This is a genomic window from Novilysobacter viscosus, from assembly GCF_046600715.1.
GTDB lineage: Bacteria > Pseudomonadota > Gammaproteobacteria > Xanthomonadales > Xanthomonadaceae > Lysobacter_C > Lysobacter_C viscosus.
Genome location: NZ_JBJMAV010000002.1, coordinates 153498 through 174055, shown reverse-complemented (window position 1 = coordinate 174055; position 20558 = coordinate 153498). Strand labels below are relative to the sequence as shown.

General features: G+C 69.6%; 22 protein-coding genes. 7 read left to right on the top strand and 15 right to left on the bottom strand.

Annotated features, from left to right (window positions below):
• Window positions 1-32: 32 nt before the first annotated feature.
• Complete coding sequence (locus ACJQWL_RS04470) at window positions 33-686, top strand: HutD/Ves family protein (protein WP_330967521.1); 654 nt, start codon at window positions 33-35, stop codon at window positions 684-686.
• Window positions 687-870: 184 nt separating this feature from the next.
• On the opposite strand, the gene ACJQWL_RS04465 is transcribed toward ACJQWL_RS04470, so the two are convergent.
• The 7 genes from ACJQWL_RS04465 to ACJQWL_RS04435 all read right to left on the bottom strand — a co-directional run bounded on the left by ACJQWL_RS04465 (window position 871) and on the right by ACJQWL_RS04435 (window position 7393).
• Window positions 871-1191, bottom strand: a complete 321-nt coding sequence (locus ACJQWL_RS04465) for a non-heme iron oxygenase ferredoxin subunit (protein ID WP_330967522.1) — start codon at window positions 1189-1191, stop codon at window positions 871-873.
• Between the two features lie 94 nt (window positions 1192-1285).
• Window positions 1286-1831 carry a GNAT family N-acetyltransferase gene (locus ACJQWL_RS04460; RefSeq protein WP_330967523.1) on the bottom strand — a complete coding sequence of 182 codons (546 nt, stop codon included), beginning with the start codon at window positions 1829-1831 and terminating at the stop codon, window positions 1286-1288.
• A 62-nt stretch (window positions 1832-1893) separates the two neighbouring features.
• Window positions 1894-3132: a cysteine desulfurase gene (locus ACJQWL_RS04455; protein ID WP_330967643.1), complete on the bottom strand. Its 1239-nt coding sequence runs from the start codon at window positions 3130-3132 to the stop codon at window positions 1894-1896.
• Window positions 3133-3164: 32 nt separating this feature from the next.
• Window positions 3165-4460, bottom strand: a complete 1296-nt coding sequence (sufD, locus tag ACJQWL_RS04450) for a Fe-S cluster assembly protein SufD (protein WP_330967524.1) — start codon at window positions 4458-4460, stop codon at window positions 3165-3167.
• Window positions 4461-4524: 64 nt separating this feature from the next.
• Window positions 4525-5289, bottom strand: coding sequence for a Fe-S cluster assembly ATPase SufC (gene sufC / locus ACJQWL_RS04445; RefSeq protein WP_330967525.1), 765 nt, complete (start codon window positions 5287-5289; stop codon window positions 4525-4527).
• A gap of 125 nt (window positions 5290-5414) precedes the next feature.
• The gene (sufB, locus tag ACJQWL_RS04440) at window positions 5415-6890 is read right to left on the bottom strand and encodes a Fe-S cluster assembly protein SufB (protein WP_330967526.1); all 1476 of its coding nucleotides are present in this window, start codon (window positions 6888-6890) and stop codon (window positions 5415-5417) included.
• 41 nt (window positions 6891-6931) lie between these two features.
• The gene (locus tag ACJQWL_RS04435) at window positions 6932-7393 is read right to left on the bottom strand and encodes an SUF system Fe-S cluster assembly regulator (RefSeq protein ID WP_330967527.1); all 462 of its coding nucleotides are present in this window, start codon (window positions 7391-7393) and stop codon (window positions 6932-6934) included.
• 204 nt (window positions 7394-7597) lie between these two features.
• Between ACJQWL_RS04435 and ACJQWL_RS04430 the strand changes: the two genes are divergently transcribed.
• The 3 genes from ACJQWL_RS04430 to ACJQWL_RS04420 all read left to right on the top strand — a co-directional run bounded on the left by ACJQWL_RS04430 (window position 7598) and on the right by ACJQWL_RS04420 (window position 11632).
• A complete protein-coding gene (locus ACJQWL_RS04430; protein WP_330967528.1) occupies window positions 7598-8089 on the top strand; it encodes an SET domain-containing protein in 492 nt (163 codons plus the stop codon).
• A gap of 305 nt (window positions 8090-8394) precedes the next feature.
• A complete protein-coding gene (locus ACJQWL_RS04425) occupies window positions 8395-9189 on the top strand; it encodes a 3-hydroxybutyrate dehydrogenase (protein WP_330967529.1) in 795 nt (264 codons plus the stop codon).
• A gap of 178 nt (window positions 9190-9367) precedes the next feature.
• Window positions 9368-11632, top strand: a complete 2265-nt coding sequence (locus ACJQWL_RS04420) for a DUF5916 domain-containing protein (protein ID WP_330967530.1) — start codon at window positions 9368-9370, stop codon at window positions 11630-11632.
• Window positions 11633-11668: 36 nt separating this feature from the next.
• Here the strand turns inward: ACJQWL_RS04420 and ACJQWL_RS04415 are convergent, their stop codons facing one another.
• Genes ACJQWL_RS04415 through ACJQWL_RS04400 form a run of 4 tightly spaced genes read right to left on the bottom strand, consistent with a single transcriptional unit; the run spans window position 11669 to window position 14219 of the window.
• Window positions 11669-12139 carry a PIN domain-containing protein gene (locus ACJQWL_RS04415; RefSeq protein WP_330967531.1) on the bottom strand — a complete coding sequence of 157 codons (471 nt, stop codon included), beginning with the start codon at window positions 12137-12139 and terminating at the stop codon, window positions 11669-11671.
• Window positions 12139-12921, bottom strand: coding sequence for a hypothetical protein (locus ACJQWL_RS04410; RefSeq protein ID WP_330967532.1), 783 nt, complete (start codon window positions 12919-12921; stop codon window positions 12139-12141). The genes ACJQWL_RS04415 and ACJQWL_RS04410 overlap by 1 nt, the downstream gene beginning before the upstream one ends.
• 19 nt (window positions 12922-12940) lie before the next feature.
• Complete coding sequence (locus tag ACJQWL_RS04405; protein WP_330967533.1) at window positions 12941-13537, bottom strand: YceB family lipoprotein; 597 nt, start codon at window positions 13535-13537, stop codon at window positions 12941-12943.
• 55 nt (window positions 13538-13592) lie between these two features.
• Window positions 13593-14219, bottom strand: coding sequence for a M23 family metallopeptidase (locus ACJQWL_RS04400; protein WP_330967534.1), 627 nt, complete (start codon window positions 14217-14219; stop codon window positions 13593-13595).
• Window positions 14220-14343: 124 nt separating this feature from the next.
• Between ACJQWL_RS04400 and ACJQWL_RS04395 the strand changes: the two genes are divergently transcribed.
• Window positions 14344-14832, top strand: coding sequence for a CHRD domain-containing protein (locus ACJQWL_RS04395; RefSeq protein ID WP_330967535.1), 489 nt, complete (start codon window positions 14344-14346; stop codon window positions 14830-14832).
• Between the two features lie 18 nt (window positions 14833-14850).
• On the opposite strand, the gene ACJQWL_RS04390 is transcribed toward ACJQWL_RS04395, so the two are convergent.
• The 3 genes from ACJQWL_RS04390 to fusA form a co-directional block, all read right to left on the bottom strand.
• The gene (locus ACJQWL_RS04390) at window positions 14851-15171 is read right to left on the bottom strand and encodes a helix-hairpin-helix domain-containing protein (RefSeq protein ID WP_330967536.1); all 321 of its coding nucleotides are present in this window, start codon (window positions 15169-15171) and stop codon (window positions 14851-14853) included.
• A gap of 58 nt (window positions 15172-15229) precedes the next feature.
• On the bottom strand, window positions 15230-15649 hold the full coding sequence (locus ACJQWL_RS04385; protein ID WP_330967537.1) for a DUF2784 domain-containing protein: 420 nt from the start codon (window positions 15647-15649) through the stop codon (window positions 15230-15232).
• Window positions 15650-15828: 179 nt separating this feature from the next.
• Window positions 15829-17892: an elongation factor G gene (gene fusA / locus ACJQWL_RS04380; RefSeq protein ID WP_330967538.1), complete on the bottom strand. Its 2064-nt coding sequence runs from the start codon at window positions 17890-17892 to the stop codon at window positions 15829-15831.
• Window positions 17893-18123: 231 nt separating this feature from the next.
• On the opposite strand from fusA, the gene ACJQWL_RS04375 reads away from it, so the two are divergent.
• Both ACJQWL_RS04375 and ACJQWL_RS04370 read left to right on the top strand, forming a co-directional pair.
• A complete protein-coding gene (locus ACJQWL_RS04375) occupies window positions 18124-18561 on the top strand; it encodes an OsmC family protein (RefSeq protein WP_330967539.1) in 438 nt (145 codons plus the stop codon).
• A gap of 271 nt (window positions 18562-18832) precedes the next feature.
• The gene (locus ACJQWL_RS04370) at window positions 18833-19561 is read left to right on the top strand and encodes a glycine zipper 2TM domain-containing protein (RefSeq protein WP_330967540.1); all 729 of its coding nucleotides are present in this window, start codon (window positions 18833-18835) and stop codon (window positions 19559-19561) included.
• Window positions 19562-19637: 76 nt separating this feature from the next.
• On the opposite strand, the gene ACJQWL_RS04365 is transcribed toward ACJQWL_RS04370, so the two are convergent.
• Entirely contained in the window at window positions 19638-20522 is an 885-nt protein-coding gene (locus ACJQWL_RS04365) for a PhzF family phenazine biosynthesis protein (RefSeq protein ID WP_330967541.1), read from the bottom strand.
• Between the last annotated feature and the right edge of the window lie 36 nt (window positions 20523-20558).

The window sequence follows — 20558 nt, the reverse complement described above, 5'->3', positions numbered from 1 at the left end:
CGTTATTCCCGGTCGCCCAGGCAGTTGCGCGCATGGCCCACACCACCCTCTCACGCGTCATCCCCGCCAATGAATACCGCCGCGTCCGCTGGCGGAACGGGCAGGGGTGGACCCGCGAAGTCCACGCCCAAGGCGAGGGCGAGGGCGAGGGCGAGCGCGGGGGCCAGGCTTGGGCGTGGCGCATGTCGATCGCCGAGATAGAGCAGGATTCGCCGTTCTCGGTTTTCCCGGGGGTGGACCGCGAACTGACGCTGCTGTCGGGCGAAGGCCTGAGGCTGCGCTTCGACGACGGTGAGGGCATCGAGATCCTTCCGCCCCACGGGCGCCACCGGTTCGCGGGGGAGAGACCGGTCACCGGAGAGCTCCTGGACGGGCCGAGCCATGGCTTCAACCTGATGTGGCGGCGCGGCCAAGTGCAGGCTGACAGCTGGCACCGGCCGCTGGTGGGCCCGATGGTCATCTTCGCCGAGCCCCGCTCGACCTGGGCCGTCCACCTGATCGCGGGGCAGGCGCGATTCGCGGACGACTCGGGTCTTCCCGCCCTGGAAGCCGGCGACACGGCCCTGTTGGTGGCCGGTGACGAGCGGCTCAGGCATGTGCTCGACGGGGGCGGCGAAGCGCTGCTGATGCGCCTGGCCCCCGCTAATCAGGACTTGCTGCCGGCGGCTGGATGGGTCACCGCCTGACGGGCGCCGCTCGGGAGATCGCGTAGCGCTCCTGCAGATACCGGCTCCCGGTGCGCGGCTGCTGCAGGTCCGGACGGCGGATAACCCGCAATACGTGTCGCGGTTCCCCATTGGTGCAGGACGACCGCCGGGGCTTTCGTCCTGGAACGGCGAGTCGAATGCGGGTTGGCAGGTGTTTGTCCGCTCAGCGGTCGTCCCGCGTCCACACCGCGCCGTCCTCGATCTTGACCGGAAATCGCGCCACGGGCGAGTAGGCGGGGGCGCAAAGGGCGCGCCCATCGCGCACGTCGAACTTCGCCCCGTGCAATGTGCATTCGATGGTGGCGTCTTCGCCATCGAACGAGCCGGCGGAGAGCTCGTAGTCCTCGTGCGAACAGCGGTCCTCCAGCGCAAAGAAGCCGCCGTCGAAGTTGACCACCAGGATTGGCGTATCCCCGTCCCAGGCGACGGTGGATTCGCCGGGCAGCAATTCGGAGGTGGCGCAGACGCGGATCCAGTCGGTCATGGTCGGTCCTGTCGGGTTCGAGGGGTACTGCCCGCCGGATCGTCCTGCAAGGGGGGCGAGTCATTCAAGCGTGGCGACACCGTGCAGGGCGCGCCTACAGCGTCTTTTCCAGCACTTCGAAGCGCAGGTCTTCGCGTAGCGGGATACCGAAGCGCGCATCGCCGTATGGAAACGGCTTGAACGCGCCGGTGCGGCGGTAGCCCCGGCGCTCGTAGAAGGCGATGAGTTCATCGCGCACATCGATCACCGTCATCCGCATCAAGGGCAACTGCCAGTCGTCGCGGACGATGTGCTCGGCGTGGGCCAGCACCTTCTTGCCGATCCCGGCACGCTGGAGGTCGGGCCGGACGGAGAACATGCCGAAATACCCGGCCTCGCCATCGGCCGCCACGTGCGCGCACGCGACCAGCGAAGCGGGGGCTGCCCCGTCCGCAGCATCCTCCAGGGCCAGCAGCACCCTGGACCGCGCGCGCAGGATGTCGTGGCGCAGCAGCCCGGTATCGATGCGCTGCCCATCCAGCAGGTCGGCCTCGGTAGTCCACCCCACCCGGCTGGCATCGCCCCGGTAGGCGGAGGTCACCAGTTCGACGATCTCGGGGATATCGGCTTCGGTGGCGTCGCGGAAATGGAGCTGCATCATCTGACGTGGGGGCCTGGCCGCGGGTTGCGGGAAGGGTGGCGAGTCGGATCGCCGGGAAGCGGCTACAGCAGGAGCTTGCGCACCTTGAGCAGCGCCGCCACGAACGCGTCGATCTCCTCGAACGTGTTGTAGAACGCGAACGAGGCGCGGCACGTCGCCGGCACGCCGTAATGCTGCATCAGCGGGTGGGCGCAATGGTGGCCGGAGCGGATCGCGACGCCTTCCAGGTCCAGCAGCGTGGCCAGGTCGTGCGCGTGGGCACCTTCGACGAGGAAGCTGATGACGGCGGCCTTCTCGCGCGGGGTGCCGAAGATGCGAAGCCCGGGGACCTCTGACAGGGCCTGCGTGGCGTGGGCCAGCAGCGCCTGCTCGCGCGCGTCGATGGCGGCCATGCCGAGGCCGGACAGGTAATCGACCGCGGCGCCCAGGCCGATGAAGCCCGCGATGTTGGGCGTGCCCGCCTCGAACTTGTGCGGGGGATCGTTGAACACGGTGCCCTCGAAGCGCACCTCCTTGATCATCTCGCCGCCGCCCAGGAACGGCGGCATGTCGGCGAGGTGTTCGCGTCGCGCCCACAGCACGCCGGTGCCGGTGGGGCCGGCCATCTTGTGGCCGGTGATGGCGTAGAAGTCGCAGCCGATCGCGGCCACGTCCAGCGGCCGGTGCGGCGCTGCCTGCGAGCCGTCGATGACGGTTACGATGCCGCGCCTGCGGGCTTCGCGGCAGATCTCGCGCACCGGGTTGACCGTACCCAGCACGTTGGACACGTGGGTCACGCCCAGCAGCCTCACTTCAGGCGTAAGGAGCGAGTACAGGTGGTCCAGGTCCAGGGCGCCGTCGGCATCGATATCGGCCACCTTGATCGTCGCTCCGGTCCGCTGGGCGACCAGCTGCCACGGGACGATGTTGGCGTGGTGCTCCATGCGCGTCAGCACGATGGCGTCCCCAGCCTCCAGCCGGGGCAGCGCCCACGAATACGCCACCAGGTTGAGGGCGAATGTGGTGCCGCTGCACAGCACCAGTTCGTCGCCTCGCACGTTGAGGAAGCGCGCCAGCTTGCTCCGCGCCCCCTCGTACGCTTCGGTGGCCTCGGTGCCCAGTGCATGCACCGCGCGGCTGACGTTGGCGTTGTGGTTGCGGAAGAAGTCGTCGACCGCGTCGATCACCGCGGCCGGTTTCTGCCCGGTGTTGGCCGAGTCAAGGTAGACCAGCGACTTGCCGTGGACCTGGCGCTGGAGCAACGGGAAGTCGCCCCGGATGGCGACCCAGTCGATGGATTTCGCCGCCTCGATGGCCTGCATGGAGGCCTGGCCGCCGGCTGCCCTGGCCGTGCTCATGCCACGTCCACGCGCAGCAGTGCGGCATCCAGGTGCTTGACCAGCCGGTCCCGCAACGCGTCGTCGGGGATCACCGCAAGCGTTTCCTTGCAGAACGCCGCCGTCAGCAGCGAGCGCGCAGCCTCGGCCGGCAGGCCGCGGGAGCGCAGGTAGAACATCGCGGTGGGATCGAGCTGGCCGACCGTGGCGCCGTGTGCGGCCTGTACTTCATCGGCATGGATCTCCAGTACCGGCTGGCTGTCGATCTCCGCGCCCTCGCTCAGAAGCAGGTTCTTGTTGGAGAGCGTGGCGGCGGTGCCGTCGGCGCCCTCGCGGATCCGGATGCCCCCATGGAACACCGTGCGCGAGCGGCCGGCGCCCAGCCCGCGCCAGGTGAGCTCGCAGGCGGTATCGCGTCCCACGTGGTCGATGGCCAGCCGGGTGTCGACATGGCGCCGACCGTCGCCCAGCAGCACGCCGTTGCCGTGCAGCCGCGCGTTGTCGCCCTGCAGGACGACGTTGAGTTCGTGACGCGAGAGTGCCGCGCCGAGCTCGAGGTCGAGGCGGCGGTACTCCGAGTCGCGTGCCAGCACCGCGTCGGTCCGGGTAAACAGCGTGGCGCCGGGTGATTCGTCCTGGACGCGCGCGTGCGCCAGCGTGGCGCCCCGCGCCAGGTGGACGTGCGCGAGTGCGTTGCCCAGGTGGCGGTGCGGGTCGCTGGCCAGGTGGTGTTCCACCAGCGTGAGTGACGCACCTTCGCGCAGCTCGACCAGGTGGCGCAGGTGCCAGGCCAGGTCGGCATCGCCCGTCGTGCCGATCACCACCAGGTGCAGGGGTGCGCCGGCGCGGGTGTCCGTTTCCACCCGCACCACCATGCCCTCCTCGGCCAGCGCGGCGTTGAGGCGGGCGAACACCTCGTCGTTGCGCTCGAAGCGGCGTGCAAGGAAGTTGCCGTCGCGAGGCTCCGACGAGCGCAGGATGGCCGACAGTGGCTGCACCGAAACCCCGTCCGGCAGGCCGTCCAGATCGCTGTGCACGGGGTCCAGGCGACCATTGACGAACACCATGCGGGGCGTCGGGATACCGGCGAGCAGGGCGGCATCGAAGGCAGGCGCCGTCGGCGAGGGTGCCGCGAAGCTGCGGCGCTCCAGCGAACGCAGCGGCGTGTACTTCCACGCCTCCACCCGCGCGTGCGGGAGGCCTGCGTCCAATGCCGACTGCAACGCGGCGCGTCGGCTCTCGCCGAGCCCGGCCGCGTCACGCGAGGGCAACGTGTCCAGGGCGGCGGCGAAGGAGTCCAGCAGCGCGCTCATGCGCCGCTCCATGCACGTGGCACGGCGGCCGTGGCGGGCTTGACGGAGCGGTCGGATCGGGCGGTCACGCCGCGGCCTCCGGTGCCACGCGGTCCTTCAGCCAGGCGTAGCCGTGTTCTTCCAGTTCGAGTGCCAACTCCGGACCACCGCTTTCGACGATGCGTCCATCCGACAGTACGTGCACCACGTCGGGCTTGATGTAGTCCAGCAGGCGCTGGTAGTGGGTGATCACCAGGAACGCACGGTCAGGGGAGCGCAGCGCGTTGACACCTTCGGCGACGGTCTTGAGCGCATCGATGTCCAGTCCGGAGTCGGTCTCGTCGAGGATCGCCAGCTTGGGCTCCAGCAGCGCCAGCTGGAAGATCTCGTTGCGCTTCTTCTCGCCGCCCGAGAAGCCCTCGTTGACGCCCCGGTGCAGCAGATCGTCCTTCAGGTGCAGGACGGCCAGCTTCTCCCGCACCCGCTTGAGGAACTGCATCGAGTCCAGCTCCTCTTCGCCGCGCGCCCGGCGCTGGGCGTTGAGCGCGGCGCGCAGGAAGTAGGTGTTGTTCACGCCCGGGATCTCGACCGGGTACTGGAATGCCAGGAACACGCCGGCGGCGGCGCGCGCCTCCGGCTCCAGTTCCAGCAGGTCGCGGTCCTCGAACCGCACCGAACCCTGCGTGATTTCGTAGCCCTCGCGTCCGGCGATGATGTTGCCCAGCGTGGACTTTCCCGCGCCGTTGGGGCCCATCACCGCGTGCACCTGGCCCGGCTGCAGGTCGAGGCTGAGCCCCTTGAGGATTTCGTGTCCGCCGGCGGAGGCGTGGAGGTTTTCGATCTTGAGCATTTCGTTTGCCTTCGGTTCCCGCATTGGCGGGCTCATTCGTTAGTAGGAGCGACGTAAGTCGCGATCCCTGGGTACCGGGCGCCGCGCAGGTCGCGACTCACGTCGCTCCTGCAGGGATTTCGGGATCAGCCGACGCTGCCTTCCAGGCTGACGTCCAGCAGCTTCTTGGCTTCCACCGCGAATTCCATCGGCAGTTCGCGGAAGACGCTCTTGCAGAAGCCGTCGACGATCATCGACACCGCGTCCTCCTGGCCGATGCCGCGACTGCGGCAATAGAACAGCTGGTCGTCGCTGATCTTGGAGGTGGTCGCTTCGTGCTCGACCGTCGCGGTGGGGTGCTTGACCTCGATGTAGGGGAAGGTGTGCGCGCCGCACTTCTTGCCGATCAGCAGGCTGTCGCACTGGGTGTGGTTGCGTGCGCCCTCGGCGCTGCGCTCGACCTTGACCAGCCCGCGGTAGGTGTTCTGGCCGCGCCCGGCGCTGATGCCCTTGCTGACGATCTTGCTCTTGGTGCGCTTGCCCAGGTGGATCATCTTGGTGCCCGTGTCGGCCTGCTGGCGGTGGTGGGTCAGCGCCACCGAATGGAACTCGCCCACCGAGTCATCGCCCAGCAGCACGCACGACGGGTATTTCCAGGTGATCGCCGATCCGGTCTCCACCTGCGTCCAGGTCACCTTGCTGCGCGCGCCACGGCACTCGGCGCGCTTGGTCACGAAGTTGTAGATGCCGCCGCGGCCTTCCTCGTCGCCCGGGTACCAGTTCTGCACGGTCGAGTACTTGATCTCGCCGTCATCCAGCACGACCAGTTCCACCACCGCGGCGTGCAGCTGGTTCTCGTCGCGCATCGGCGCGGTGCAGCCTTCCAGGTAGGACACGTGCGCCCTGTCCTCGCAGATGATCAGCGTGCGCTCGAACTGGCCGGTGTGGCCGGCGTTGATGCGGAAGTAGGTGCTCAGTTCCATCGGGCAGCGCACGCCGCTGGGGATGAACACGAAGCTGCCGTCGGAGAACACCGCCGAGTTGAGCGCGGCAAAGAAGTTGTCGCCCACCGGCACCACGCTTCCCAGGTATCGCTTGACGAGATCGGGGTGGTCCTTGATGGCCTCCGACATCGAGCAGAAGATCACCCCCTTCTCGGCCAGTTCCTTGCGGAAGGTGGTGCCGACGGACACCGAGTCGAAGACCGCGTCCACTGCAACGCCCGCCAGCCGCGCGCGCTCGTGCAGGGGCACGCCCAGCTTGTCGTAGGTGTCGATAAGCTCCTGCGGCACTTCGTCCAGCGATGCGTACTTGGGGCCCTTGGGGGCGCTGTAGTAGCTCAATGCCTGGAAGTCGATCGGTGCGATCTTCAACTTGGCCCATTCGGGCATCGGCATGGTCAGCCAGTGGCGGTAGGCCTCGAGCCGCCACTGCGTCATCCACTCGGGCTCTTCCTTCTTGGCCGAGAGCGCACGTACGGTGTCCTCGTCCAAACCCGCCGGCAGGCTGTCGGATTCGATATCGGTGACGAAGCCGGCGTCGTATTTGCGGCCGAGCTGCGCGTGGATCTCGGGGTTTCGTTCGCCGTCGGGGGCCGGGGGGGCGATGGTTTCGGTGGCCATTGGCTGCCTACTTGTGAAGTGTCGAGGGTGCGGCGGGGCCGCTACGCATTGGCAAGGCGCATGTCGATGCGCCTCGCGTCGGATGGGGGCACGGCCGGGGCCGGTGGCGCCTGCATCTGCGCCAGGGTCACGCTGCGCAGGGCCTGCACCACCACGTCGTTGATGCGGCGCCAGTTGGCGCGCACGCCGCAGTGGTCTTCGATCGTGCAGTGGCCGGCGTGGATGCTGCACTCGGTCATGCCCAGCGGTCCCTCCATGGCCTCGACGATCTCGATCAGTCCGATGTCCTCGGCCTGGCGGGCGAGCCGGTAGCCGCCGTTGGCGCCGCGGAATCCTTCCACGAGGCCCGCCTGGGCCAGCGGTTTCAGCACCTTGGCCACGGTGGGCGGCTCCAGGCCTGCGCGCTCGGCCAGCTCGGTGGCACTGAGCACGCGACCGGGGTGGGAGGCCAGCACCGTCAGCACGACGGTGGCGTAGTCGGTGAGTTTGGTGACGCGGAGCATCGCGGGGTCCGGGGGGCTACGGAAGGGACGGGACGAATCAGGACCGTTATTGTACGGATTCGAGGCGGGCATGAGAAGCCGGACGGGGTCGGAGGGTGGGACGACTCCCCCGACCCGCACCGGGACCGCGCCGGCCCCGCCAGAGCCGTGGCGGCGGTGGCCTATCCGGGCGAGAATGCCGCTCCCGCTGAACCGGACCACCGCATGCCGCGCAAGATCGTCGCCCGCCGCTCCGCCATCCATGGCAACGGGGTGTTCGCACTCCAGCCGATCGCCAAGGGCGAACGCGTCATCGAATACAAGGGCCGCCGCCGCACCCACGCCCAGGTCGACGCCGGCGACACCGGCGATGCCGATTCAGGCCACACCTTCCTGTTCACGCTCAACGACGAGTACGTCATCGACGCCAACTACGAAGGCGGCACCGCGCGCTGGATCAACCACAGTTGCGCGCCCAACTGCGAGGCGGTGCTGGAGGAAGCCGACGGCGACGATCGCCGCCGCGACCGCGTGTTCATCGAGGCCGTCCGCGCGATCAAGCCGGGTGAAGAGCTGTCGTACAACTACGGCATCACCCTGGAGGAGCCGCACACCGCGCGCCTGAAGAAGGTCTGGGCCTGCCGCTGCGGCGCCAGGAAGTGCACCGGCACGATGCTGCAGCCCAAGCGCAAGGCGAAGGCCAAGACGAAGGGTTGAATCGCCCGCCCCCTGTAGAAGCGGCTTCAGCCGCGATGGGTCCCGGGCATCCGGACGTGGTGCGGCTTCGGAGTCCTTTGTAGGAGCGACGTGAGTCGCGACCACGCACGGTGGTGCCTCTTCGCGGGTCGCGACTCACGTCGCTCCTACACAAGAAGCCCGGCCACAGGCTCGCAGCTGAAGCCGCTCCTACAGGTCCTGCGCGCGGACGTGCGGCCATGGGACCAACGTCCGAGGCTGCAGGCCATCGACCCGCCGCCGAGCCCGCTACCATCGGCGGCATCGTCCGAACACGGGAAACCGTCATGAACCCCACCCACGGCCCGCTCCCGGGCAAGGTCGCCATCATCACCGGCGCGGCCAGCGGCATCGGTCGCGAGATCGCGTACGAGCTGGCGCGGGGCGGCGCCGCCGTCGCGATCGCCGATCTCAATGCCGAAGGTGCGCAGGCGGTCGCGGCCGACATCGAATCCACCGGTGGGCGCGCGCTGGGGCTGGCGATGGACGTCACCGACGAGGCCGCGGTCAATGCCGGCGTGGCGCGCGTGGTCGACCATTTCGGCCGCCTTGACATCCTGGTGTCGAACGCCGGCATCCAGATCGTCAATCCGATCGAGGAGTTCAGCTACGCGGACTGGAAGCGGATGCTGGCCATCCACCTGGACGGCGCGTTCCTGACCACGCGTGCGGCGTTGCCGCACCTGTACGGCGCGGGCGGGGGCACGGTGATCTACATGGGCTCGGTGCATTCGCACCTGGCCTCGCCGCTCAAGTCGGCGTATGTCACCGCCAAGCACGGCCTGCTCGGCCTCTCGCGGGCGCTGGCCAAGGAAGGCGGCCGACGCGGGGTACGCAGCCACGTCGTGTGCCCGGGCTTCGTGCGCACGCCGCTGGTGGACCGCCAGATCCCCGAGCAGGCGCGCGAGCTGGGTATCAGCGAAGAGGAGGTCATCAGCCGGGTGATGCTCGGCAACACGGTGGACGGGGAGTTCACCACGCTGGATGACGTTGCCCGCACCGTCCGGTTCCTGGCCGAGTTCCCCACCGCCGCGCTGACCGGCCAGAGCATCGTCGTCAGCCATGGGTGGCACATGCAGTAGCCACCCGGCACGGCGTCTCGCGCCAGGTCCAGAAGCCGATGCCGCCAGGCCCCCGGGGGTTGCCATGACTTCCGCCAGTCGGCACCGACCGGACGGACGCCTACGCTTCGCGCCACTGATGCGGCCCACGCAGCGCCCGCCCGTCCCGGCGCGGGCGAGACACGCTCCCAAGGATTCCATGCGCCTTTCCCCGTTCACGGTCCTGCTCGCCACGCTGGCGATGCCCGCCGCCCACGCCATCGAAGTGGACGGCGTCATCGACGCGGACGAGTGGGCCGGCGCCCGCCACGTCACCGACTTCCGGCTGACCCAGCCGCTGTCCCGCGGCCCCGCCCCACAGCCGACCGAGGCGTGGGTGCTCGCCACCCCCGAGGGGTTGGCGGTTGCATTCCGCAACCTGCAGGCCGCCCAGTACCCGCGCACCCGGCAACTGACCCAGCGCGACTCCGGCGGCCCGCTGGACCGGGTCAACGTCTACGTGGACTTCGATGGCGAGGGACGCAGCGGCTACAACTTCACGGTGACCCTGGGTGGCGGGATCATCGATACCACGGTCACCAACGAAAACCAGTTCAACGACGACTGGGACGGCGACTGGCGGCACGCCGTCGCCGAGGACGAGGCGGGCTGGTCGGCCGAAATCCTGTTGCCCTGGCACATCGCGACCATGCGCCGGGCCGACGGCGACACCCGCACGATCGGCATGTCGCTGGACCGGGTCATCGGTTCCACCGGCGAGCGCGCGTCGTGGCCGGCGATCAGCTTCCAGGAGCCGCGCTTCCTCAGCGCATTCGAGCGCGTGCAGATCCCCGCCTTCAGCCAGTCGCTGCTGGCGGTGACGCCGTACGTGGTGGGTCTGTACGACAACGTCGGCGGCAAGGGCGAGTTCGACGCCGGGGCCGACCTGTTCTGGAAGCCCAATGGGCAGTTCCAGTTGAGCGCAACGCTCAACCCGGATTTCGGCCAGGTGGAGAGCGACCAGCTGGAAGTGAATTTCGGCGCGGTGGAGACGTTCTTCAGTGACCGCCGGCCGTTCTTCACCGAGAACCAGGGCTTCTTCGACGTGCCCTTCGGTTCGCTCAACAACAACAGCCGCCTGCTCTACACGCGACGGGTCGGCGCCAACGCCGACGACGGCAGCGGCGCCTCCGATGTGGCCGCGGCGGTCAAGCTCAATGGCAGCGCGATGGGCGTGAACTACGGCGTCTTCGCCGCCAGCGAGGATGGCGACGCCGGGCGCGACTTCTTTGCCGCCCGCGTGACCCGGGATTTCAGCGGCCACGGCCTGGGCGCAATGGCCACGCGCGTGGTGCGTCCGTTCCTGGGGCGCGAGGCCAACGTGTTGGAACTCGACCACAGCTGGACCCCGAACGGGCGCCTGTCGGTGCGCAGCGCGGTGGCGGGCTCGCAGGTGGAGCAGGACGGCATCCGGAACAGCGACACCGGCGCGCAGGTGCGCATCGACCACGACCTGGGCAACCAGTGGCGCCAGCAGCTTTACGCGCTGCACCTGGGTGACGGGCTGCAACTCAACGACTTCGGCTACCTGGAGCGCAACAACTTCAACTACCTGCGCTATGAGCTGGGTCGCCGGTTCACCGACCTGCCGGACGACTCGGTCCATGCCTCGCACTTCTGGCGGGGCGCGGTGTCCCGCCGGACCAACGACGACGGCGTGCACCTTGCCGATGCCGTGTCCCTCAACCGCCAGGGCGAACGCCGCGACGGCGGCAACGATTTCTTCGAGATCGCCGCGTTCAGCCCCGGCCACGACGACCTGGTGACGCGTGGCAACGGCGTGGTCGACGTGCCGGCCAAGCTCTACCTGTTCTACGAACGCTTCCGCCCGCGGCAGGGCGACAGTCCGTGGTCGGTGTATGGATCGGCCCGCTATGCGGCCGAAGGCCTGGGTGGCATCGACGAGGGCCGCGTGCAGCTGTTCGCCGAGCCGGCTTACCAGTTCAACGACCGCATGAGCGTGTTCGCCGGCCTGGAGCTCTCGCACAATCCGGACTGGCTGCTATGGCGCGGCGGCAACCTGGTGGGCACGTACCGTTCCGACCAGGTGTTCCTGTCCCTGGGCAGCACCTGGTTGATCGATGCGCGGCAACAGCTGCGCGTCCGACTTGAATCGATCGGGCTGGATGCGCACGCGCGCCAGGCCTACCGGGTGGCGGCAGACGGCACGCCCGTCGCAGTGGACGAAGCCATACCCGACTTCTCGCTCGGCAACGTCGCCTTCCAGGTCAGGTACCGCTACGAGTTGGCACCGCTCTCGTACCTGTACATCGCATACGTTCGCGGCGGAGAGTTCTTCGACGAGGGCGTGGGTGGGTTCCAGCGGCTGGAGGGGCGCGATGCGCTCGGGCGGTTGGGCGACGCGTTCGACCTGCGCGACAGCGAGCAGCTGCTGGTGAAGCTTTCGTACCGGTTCGAGCTCTGACGCCAGTGCCGCCGCGGTCGCGGCAAAACACCGAGGTCAGCCCGCGTGGGCCACGCCCCACTGCTCCGGCGTGAGGGTCCAGAACAGCCCCGCCTGCGCCGTGCGTTTGCCGACCGCCAGTACTGCCAGGTCGCGGCTGACCAGCCACTTTGCCCCGCAGGTGGCGGCCAGCTCGATGAACTTCTGGTCATCCGGGTCGTCGCAGCAGGGCAGCGCGGGGCGCGGACCGGCCGGTGCCGGCGTCGTCCCGGGCCAGTGGTGGGCGAGCCGGTCGTGTGCGGCTTCCAGCGTGTTCCTGCTGGCGTCGTCCAGCTTGAGCTGGCGGTAGCCGAGCACGCGTCGCCATTCGCCGTGGCAGTGGGCATCGGTGACCGCCACCAGCGCGCCCGTGGACAGCGCCCGGGCCAGACCATGGGCGCGGGGGTCGCGGTAGTGCAGCAGGTCCAGCCAGGCGTTCGTATCCAGCACGACCCGCGGCCGCGGGTCGTCGATCACGAGCCGATGCATCAGGGTCGGACTTCCTGCAGGTCCGCCGATGCGATCCGCCATTGTCCCGGCGCGCCGCCGGCGCTCCCTTCGGGAGCATGGCGAAGGGTGTAGGCGCCCACGAACCGGCGTTGGCGGCCGTCACGGGTGGTGGTGGAGTAGGCCACCGGCACTTCGATGTAGCGCGCGCCGTCAGCCCGATCGATGCGGCCGGGTTCCATGATGTCGGCGGCCAGCGCGGAGGTGCCGGCAAGCCCCCCGGCGAACTGCGCGGGCGACTGCCCGCTGGCCCGTCCGTCATCGGCCCAGAGCGCATGGGCGACGTCGTGCTGGCCGCGGTTGATGGCGTCGAAGTAGGCACGCATTACGGCAACCGCCTGTTGCGCACCCGGACCCGGGGACGCCGTGACCGTGCGCGACGACATCGCTTCGGCGTCGCCGGCCGGGTCTCCCGCCATGCCATCGGCCGGACCGGTGCCCATGCTTCCCGGCATCGACGTCTCACCGTTGAAGGTGCTGCCGTTGGGAAGGATCACGTTGCCGTCGCTGTCGATGGCGGTATCGGGCGGCAACGCGGCCAGCGCGTCGTCGGCGGTCATCGCCGCGCCGTCCAGCACACGGCCCTCGCGGGCATCGGGCATGCCGGTCACGCTGCCGCGCACGCCCTCGGGCGCGGGCAGGGCTTCGGCGGTGGCTCCTTGCGTGCTGCGGGCGTCGCCTTCGTCACTGCCGTCGCCGCAACCGGAGGCGAACAGCGCGATGGAGGCGACAAGGGCGAGGCGGATCCGTCGGGCTGCGTGCATGGCGTGGGGTCGTCCGGGTTCAGTTGCCAAGATTGACTACGACCTGGCCGTTCGCGATCTCGGTCGAGCCGATCCGGCGCGCCCCGATGCGGTCCAGCAGGGTGTTGTCGAAACGGTACACCGGCTCATCGCGCGCATAGTCCGACAACCAGCTGTTGAGCAGCTGGCGCGAGGTCGTGTTCATGACGCCGCCCAGGGCGGGCACATCGACCGATTCGATCGAGGGGTCCTGTAGATGCAGGCCACGGGTGGACGGGTCCCAGCGCAGGGCACTGGTCAGCGCGAAACGGCCGCGGCTGCGGGTGCTTTCCCGGCCCAGCGCGCCGATGCCGACGTCGAAGTCCAGCCGTAGCCGGTTGCTGCCTTGCGGAATGGACAGGCGCGGGTTCATCAGTGTCATCGACACCAGCCCACCGAGCTTGTCGTATTCCTTGGGGAAGTTTCGATCCAGCGATGCCTGCAACTGGGGCTGGGTGAAGTTGACCTGGTTGCCCAGCAGCGCGCCCACGGCGCCCAGGGTTGAGCAGGCGGCCAGCAGGGCGGCTGCAAGACCCACCAGGACGGCGCGCAGGACGGTGCGGGACAGGGTCGTGGGGTGCGGTGGTCGCGCGTGCATCGGCAGGTCCTGCGGGGGCGGGACGCCACCTTAGCCGGGGTCGGTGAATGGCTGGTTAGCGCGGCGCTACGGCGGGTCCCGGCGGCGCGGGGGCGTGGGCGCGCAGTCGCGGCAACGGGTCCACCGGGCCTGCGCGGGTGTAGATGCCGTAGTGCAGGTGCGGTGGAGTGCCGCGGGCGTTGCCGGTGTCGCCCACCGAACCCAGGCGGTCGCCGGGGCCGACGACATCACCTTCGGCCAGTCCCGGGGTCCAGTCGTCCATGTGCGCGTAATAGTGGCGTTCGTTGCCAGGGCCGACCACCCACACCTGGCGCCCACCCAGTCCGGTCTCGCGGACCGACGCCACCACGCCGCGGGTCGCACTGGTCACGGCCACTCCGCGATCGGCAAAGATGTCCACCCCATGGTGCTCGCGATCGACGCCGCGCGGAGCGCCGAAGGTGTCGGCGACCGCGCCCGCCGCGACGCCCTCCACCGGCACGGGCAGGGTGGTCGGTGCCGGCATCCGCCCCAGTTCCCAGAGCGTCCGGGCCCGGACCATGAATGACTGGTGCCAGGCCCAGTAGCCGGCTGTCGCCAGCAGCCCCAGCACGAGTACCCAGGACACCAGGCGTCGAGCGGCCGGCGCGTAGTCGTGTTGCCGGGGTGGGTTGACCGGGGCGGGCGAGGGGTCGGGGGACATCGCCCGCAGCCTATGCGCCGTGGCGGCATCCGCGCGTCAACGTGGCGCCGTTCACGCCGCCCCGGCGGGAGCGCGGCTAGCGTTGCCCGCCTGTACTCAACCCCCGCATCGATTGGAGTCCCGCATGGCCCGTATGCCGACACCGGACAATTGCGCCGCCCGCGCCACCCTTGCTGCATTCCTGCTGGCCCTCGCCTTGCCGGTACTGGCCGCCGACGTGGCCCTGGAGGGACCGCTGGCCGGGGGCAACGTGGTGTCCTCGACCGACTCACCCGCCACCGGTGAAGTGCGCGCCAGGCTGGACGACGACGGCCGGCTGATGCTGCAGATGGGCTATGCGGGGCTGGGCGAGCCCGCTACGGCCGCGAGCCTCCACGTCGGCCCCGCCAGCGAGAACGGACGGCGCGTCGCCGACCTCCCTTTGCCATCCGGTGGCACCGAGGGTCGCATCGACACCACGGTCGAGCTGTCCGAAGACGATGCCGCACGGGCGCGCGAGGGCGAGGCCTACATCCAGGTCAGCACCCTGGGGCATCCGGACGGCGCGATCCGTGCCCAGTTGATGCCCAAGCCGGTCCAGCTTGAAGACCTCCCGGCACCGCCGGAGGGATAAGCGCTACCCCGCCGCCGCTCAAGCCTTGCGGAGGGCGGGCGGCAGGCGCGCTTCGACGCCAGGCCACGCGGCCTGCCGCCCGGCGGTGAAGGACCACCACGGTCGTGCGTCGTCGCGTTCGGCGAAGGCGACAACGGCCATGAAGGTGTCCAGGACGCATGGGTCATGGCGACGGCCGGTGGCCGTGCAAAGGTCCACGTAAAGCTGGACCGGGTCCCTGCCGCGCAACTGGCAGGGCTGCTCCACATCCAACGCGCGAAGGTCGGCGGCGATCGCCGGGCCCACGTTGGGCATGTCCTCCAGGCGACGTGCCTGATCGAGCGTGCGGGCCTTCCGCATCAGCCCAACGCCTCTGCGGCCGGCGCTTGCCGTTCCAGGCGGGCAATGGACGCTGCCATCACCGGCGCGCCCCTGCGCGGACGCGGCGTGGCGGCACCCAGCGCCAGGTCAGCACCACCAACCCGGCGAACCCCGTGTATGCCGCCACGAACACCCACCACGGAAGTTCGAAGTACAACGCACGCGACAGCCAGTGTTCGATGAAGGATTCGCGGTAGGCGGCCTGGCCCGCCTGACGCCGCAGCGACCGCTCCCACACGGTCAGCGGGCACAGCGCGCCCAGCCACGCCTGCAGCGCGATGACCGCCATCGTCACCAGGTGGGTAACGCGCAGGCCGAAGTGGCGCACCCAGCGCCAGCCCCGGACGCCGCCCGCCAGGAACAGCGCCTCGCCCACCACCACGAAGACCACGATGCCGACGTGGGTGGCGAGGATCGCGTCGGCGAGCAGCGCGGCAGGCGCAGGGGCGAGCGTCATCACGCTTGCCTCAACGGCGAGTGACGCAGGGTGGTTCGGCGTCGTTCCCCTTGGGGCGTGTTCGTAGTGCCTGCACGGTCGCCGGGGCAGGAGTGGGTCCAGCGAGCCGCATCCCTGGAGAAGGGGGCGACTGCAACCCGGGTGGCTCGTCGCTTGCGGGGAATGGCGTACGGCACGCATCAGTCCTCTTCGGCCCGCGGCCGGTACTCGCCCACCAGCCGCTGCTGCACCTGGGGCGGCACCGGTTCGTAGTGGCTGAAGTCGAGCGAATACCGGCCGCGGCCCGCGGTCACCGACTTCAGTTCGGCTGCATAGCCCTCCAGCTCCGACAGCGGCACCTGCGCCTTGACGACGATCCCGCCGCCGCGGTCGGCGTCGGTGCCGTTGATGCGGGCGCGCTTGCCCGCCAGGCCACCGCTGATGTCGCCCATGTGCTGCTCGGGCGCGTTGACCTCGAGCTCGACGATGGGTTCAAGTACTTGCGGCCGCGCCTTGGCCACTGCGTCCAGGAATGCCTTCCTGCCTGCGGCCACGAAGGCGACCTCCTTGCTGTCCACCGGGTGGTGCTTGCCGTCGTACACCGTCACCCGGATGTCCTGCATCGGGTAGCCGGCCAATGCGCCGGCCTTCATCGCCTGGTGCACGCCCTTCGCCACCGCGGGCAGGAACTGGCCGGGGATCGTGCCGCCTTTTACCTCGTCGATGAATTCGAACCCCGTCCCGCGCGGCAGGGGCTCCACCCGCAGGAACACTTCCCCGAACTGGCCGGCACCGCCCGTCTGCTTCTTGTGCCGGTGGTGCCCCTCGGCCTTGCCGGCGATGGTCTCGCGGTAGGCAACACGCGGCGGTCGCGAGGTGACCTCCACGCCGTAGCGCGCCTTCAGCCGGTCCAGGTTCACCCGCAGGTGCAGGTCCGACAGGCCGCGCACCACGGTCTCGTTGGTCTCCGCTTCGTGTTCGACGGCAAAGCAGGGGTCTTCCTCGGCCAGCCGGTGCAGCGCGGTCGCCAGCTTCTGTTCCTGCCCCTTGCGGGCGGCCTCCACCGCCAGTCCGAACATCGGCCGCGGAAAATCCAGCGGTGCGAGGTGGATCCCGTCCTCGTCGTGGCTGTCGTGCAGCACGGCGTCGAAATGCAGGTCCTCGACCTTGGCGACCGCGGCGATGTCCCCGGCGATCGCCCGGTCGACTTCGAGATGGTCCTTGCCGTGCATCCGGTAGAGGTGCCCGACCTTGAACGGCTTGCGGCCATCGTCGACGAACAGCTGCGTGTCCCGCTCGACCGTGCCCTGGTACACCCGGAACACCCCGAGCTTGCCGACGAACGGGTCGTTGACGATCCGGAACACGTCGGCGATGACATGCGCGTCCGCATCGGGCACGGCGGTGACCGGTTGCACGTCGCCGCCGCGGCCTTTAACGAACGGCGGAGGGTTGGCCTCCCCCGGGTGTGGGAACAGCCGCTCGGCGACGTCGAGCAGTTCGCGCACGCCGGTACCGGTGCGCGCCGAGCAGAACACCACCGGCACCAGGTGTCCCTCGCGCAGGCACTGCTCGAAGGCGTCGTGCAGTTCCTGCCCCGACAGGCCGTCTTCGCCCAGGTCCAGGTAGTGCTCCATGACCGACTCGTTGACCTCCACCACCTGGTCGATGATCTTCTGGTGCCAGTCGGCGACCGGGCCCAGGTCGCTGTCACCGCTGCCGTTGCCGAAGCAGTCGATGACCCCCGTGCCGCCGGCGGCGGGCAGGTTGATCGGCAGGCACTGCACGCCAAAGGCCTGGCGTACCGCTTCCAGGGCGCGTGCGGGATCGGCGCCGGGCTGGTCGATCCTGTTGACCACCACCGCGCGGCACAAGCGGCGCGCCTGGGCGTGCTCCATCATCCGGCGCGTGCCGTACTCCACGCCCTGGCTCGCGTCGATCACGACCAGCACGGTTTCCACCGCGGCGAGCGCCGACAGCGCGGGGCCACGGAAGTCCGGGTAGCCGGGCGTGTCGATCAGGTTGATGTGGACCTTCCCACCCGACGCGGCCTGGTGGTCGATCGAGGCGATGGCGGCATCAAGCGAGTGGCCGCGCTCGCGCTCCATCGGATCGAAATCCGACACCGTGTTGCCGCGCTCGATGGTGCCTGCCGCCTGGATCGTGCCGCCGGCCTGCAGCAGGGCTTCGAAAAGCGTGGTCTTGCCGGCGGCGGGGTGGCCTGCCAGGGCCACGTTGCGGATGGAGGGGGTGTCGTAGGACATGAGCGGACTTCTCCCGTGAGGGTGGGAAGGCCGTCATGGCTGTCCGCGCGGCGCGCCCGGCATTGCGCTGGGCGGGCGGTCATGGCGGGGTGCCGGCGCAGCCGCCGGGAACGGCAAGCCTCGCGCAGGGGTGGGGACGGGTCAAGATGCGCCGCCGCCCCGGGAGGACGGCACGCGGGGCTAACGGCCGGGTAGCTAGGCTGGCGGCCCGCACGATGGAAGGAGCACGACATGGGTATTTCCCGCCACGCCACCGCCCACTGGGAAGGCGACCTCAAGACCGGCAAGGGCCGCCTCAGCACCCCGCAGAGCGGGCTGATGGAGGACACCCGCTACGCCTTCAGCAGTCGCTTCGGCGATGAGAAAGGCACCAATCCCGAAGAACTCATCGCTGCCGCCCATGCCGGCTGTTTCACCATGGCGCTGTCGGCCAAGCTCGCCGAGGCGGGCCACCCGCCCACCCGCCTGGACACCCGCGCCGATGTCGACCTGTCGATGGAAGATGGACCGGCGCTGTCGCAGATCCGCCTTGAAGTGGATGCCGATGTGCCCGGGATCGACGACGCCCGGTTCCAGTCGATCGCCGAGGACGCCAAGACCAACTGCCCCGTATCCAAGGCGCTGAGCGCGGTGCCGATCAGCCTCAAGGCGACGCTGAAGACGGGTTGACGGGCCGCGGTTAGGCTCGGGGCTGAAGCCCGCCTCCACCGGCGCCCATGGATGGCTTACTAGGGGAGCCTGCGCGTGCAGCCACGGGGCGGCTGGCGCCAGGTGCCGGCTGCCACGCCACGCTGCAGTGCCTGATCGAGCCATCCGCCAACTGTCGCCCGGCTAAACGGTTTCACCGACATTTCACAAAATTCATGGGGGGTTCCCACCCTCGACAACAGGATGGCTGCACGTTCCATCCACTGTGTCCCCGCGCCAAGGAGCCCCTGTCATGAATCGACTGCTCGCCGCCAGCCTGGCCTTCGCCCTGGCCGCCACCACCGGCGCGGCCTCTGCGCAGACCTATCTCGAACCCCGCGGTGGATACACCGGGGGCAGCTATGGCTACGGTGGCGATCCGACGCCCGACCGCTACGGCCAGTCGGCAGGCCAATACGACTACGCCCGCGTGCTGCGGGTCGACCCCGTCTTCGACCGCTATCGCACCGGCAACACCCGCAACCAGCGTTGCGACTACAGCGACACCTACGTCGGTGGTGATTCCTACCGCGACGGCTACTACGGCGGCGACCGTTACAACGACCGCTACAACGACCGCTACAACGACCGCTACAACGACCAGTACGGCGCCTCGCGCGGCAGCGAGGGCTCGCGCACGATGGCCACGATGATCGGCGGCGTACTGGGCGCGGTGGTCGGCAGCCAGATGGGCGGGGGTAGCGCGCGCTATGCGACCTCTGCGATCGGTTCGATGGTCGGCGGCGTGGCCGGTCGGCAGGTGTACGACAACTACCAGCGGTCGCGTGGCGGCACCGGTACGGTGCGGGTGTGTGACCCGATCCCGGCAGGTGGCGGCAGTTACGGCGGCTACGCAACGGGCGGGCAGGGCGTTGACGCCTACGACGTGACCTACGAGTACGCCGGCCGCCGCTACACCACGCGCACCAACTACCACCCGGGCGACCGCATCCGCGTACGGGTCGACGTCCGCCCGGAGTAAGGGGAGGGGCAGTGTTCGGAACACCCAGGGGTGGGTGAGCTGCGGGTCCTTCGGGGCCCGCCTTTTTTTGCGGACTTCAGTCCGGCCAGGCGATACACCCCTCGACCACCGTGCACGCATGCCCGCCGGACCACACCTCGCCGTCGGCGTCGATGCGCATGTGCAGGCGGGCATCGAAGCCCACTTCGCGCCCCTGGCTCACCCGGTAACTGCCACCCACGCCCGGCACGGCGCCGTTGTGGTCGAGCCATGCGGCGAGCGTGGCATTGGCTGCGCCGGATGCGGCGTCCTCGAAGCGCGCCGGCGCACCGACGAAGGCGCGCACCACCAGGTCGTGGTCCTGCCCCGGCGACGAGCGGGCGAACGCACACACTCCCATGCTGCCGGTCGCCTCGGCCAGGGTCGCGATCGCCTCCCAGTCGGGGGTGACTGCGCGCAGGGTGGCTTCGTCGACGACTTCCACCAGCCACCAGCGCCGGCCGCCATCGACCAGTGCCGGGGGGAGTGCGCCGGGGGGCAGGGCGCCAAGTGGCCTGGCCAGGCGCGGGTCATCCGGCGTCGCGATCTCCAGGACCCGCGCCTTGGGCGTGCGTACCGCGATGGTGCGCGCCCGTCCCGCGCCCTCGACCGAGAGCGGCAGCACGCCCACTTCGCATTGCTGGTGCAGCAAACCGTCCACCGGCGCGACGCGTCCACGCTCCAGCAGGACGTGCGCGGTCCCCACGCTGGGATGTCCGGCGAACGGCACCTCGCGCCGGGGGCTGAACATGCGCACGCGGTAGCTGGCAGCGGGCGCGGTGGGCGCGAGCACGAACGTCGTTTCCGGCAGCCGGGTCCAGGTCGCGATCGCCTGCATCGCCGCGTCCGACAGCCCGTCCGCCTCCAGCACCACGGCCAGTGGATTGCCATTGCCCGGGCGGTCGGCGAACACATCCAGTTGCAGGTAGGGGCGCAGCGGCATCGGGCAGGTCCGGCATTGACGGGGGGATGGGGCGGC

Coding starts and splice junctions, on each gene's coding strand:
- ACJQWL_RS04365 (WP_330967541.1), bottom strand. CDS start 20,522: ATGCCGCTGCGCCCCTACCTGCAACTGGATGTGTTCGCCGACCGCCCG.
- ACJQWL_RS04395 (WP_330967535.1), top strand. CDS start 14,344: ATGGCCCGTATGCCGACACCGGACAATTGCGCCGCCCGCGCCACCCTT.
- ACJQWL_RS04460 (WP_330967523.1), bottom strand. CDS start 1,831: ATGATGCAGCTCCATTTCCGCGACGCCACCGAAGCCGATATCCCCGAG.
- ACJQWL_RS04470 (WP_330967521.1), top strand. CDS start 33: ATGGCCCACACCACCCTCTCACGCGTCATCCCCGCCAATGAATACCGC.
- sufC (WP_330967525.1), bottom strand. CDS start 5,289: ATGCTCAAGATCGAAAACCTCCACGCCTCCGCCGGCGGACACGAAATC.
- sufB (WP_330967526.1), bottom strand. CDS start 6,890: ATGGCCACCGAAACCATCGCCCCCCCGGCCCCCGACGGCGAACGAAAC.
- ACJQWL_RS04370 (WP_330967540.1), top strand. CDS start 18,833: ATGAATCGACTGCTCGCCGCCAGCCTGGCCTTCGCCCTGGCCGCCACC.
- ACJQWL_RS04410 (WP_330967532.1), bottom strand. CDS start 12,921: ATGCACGCAGCCCGACGGATCCGCCTCGCCCTTGTCGCCTCCATCGCG.
- ACJQWL_RS04385 (WP_330967537.1), bottom strand. CDS start 15,649: ATGACGCTCGCCCCTGCGCCTGCCGCGCTGCTCGCCGACGCGATCCTC.
- ACJQWL_RS04435 (WP_330967527.1), bottom strand. CDS start 7,393: ATGCTCCGCGTCACCAAACTCACCGACTACGCCACCGTCGTGCTGACG.
- ACJQWL_RS04420 (WP_330967530.1), top strand. CDS start 9,368: ATGCGCCTTTCCCCGTTCACGGTCCTGCTCGCCACGCTGGCGATGCCC.
- ACJQWL_RS04415 (WP_330967531.1), bottom strand. CDS start 12,139: ATGCATCGGCTCGTGATCGACGACCCGCGGCCGCGGGTCGTGCTGGAT.
- ACJQWL_RS04465 (WP_330967522.1), bottom strand. CDS start 1,191: ATGACCGACTGGATCCGCGTCTGCGCCACCTCCGAATTGCTGCCCGGC.
- sufD (WP_330967524.1), bottom strand. CDS start 4,460: ATGAGCGCGCTGCTGGACTCCTTCGCCGCCGCCCTGGACACGTTGCCC.
- ACJQWL_RS04455 (WP_330967643.1), bottom strand. CDS start 3,132: ATGCAGGCCATCGAGGCGGCGAAATCCATCGACTGGGTCGCCATCCGG.
- ACJQWL_RS04375 (WP_330967539.1), top strand. CDS start 18,124: ATGGGTATTTCCCGCCACGCCACCGCCCACTGGGAAGGCGACCTCAAG.
- fusA (WP_330967538.1), bottom strand. CDS start 17,892: ATGTCCTACGACACCCCCTCCATCCGCAACGTGGCCCTGGCAGGCCAC.
- ACJQWL_RS04405 (WP_330967533.1), bottom strand. CDS start 13,537: ATGCACGCGCGACCACCGCACCCCACGACCCTGTCCCGCACCGTCCTG.
- ACJQWL_RS04425 (WP_330967529.1), top strand. CDS start 8,395: ATGAACCCCACCCACGGCCCGCTCCCGGGCAAGGTCGCCATCATCACC.
- ACJQWL_RS04390 (WP_330967536.1), bottom strand. CDS start 15,171: ATGCGGAAGGCCCGCACGCTCGATCAGGCACGTCGCCTGGAGGACATG.
- ACJQWL_RS04400 (WP_330967534.1), bottom strand. CDS start 14,219: ATGTCCCCCGACCCCTCGCCCGCCCCGGTCAACCCACCCCGGCAACAC.
- ACJQWL_RS04430 (WP_330967528.1), top strand. CDS start 7,598: ATGCCGCGCAAGATCGTCGCCCGCCGCTCCGCCATCCATGGCAACGGG.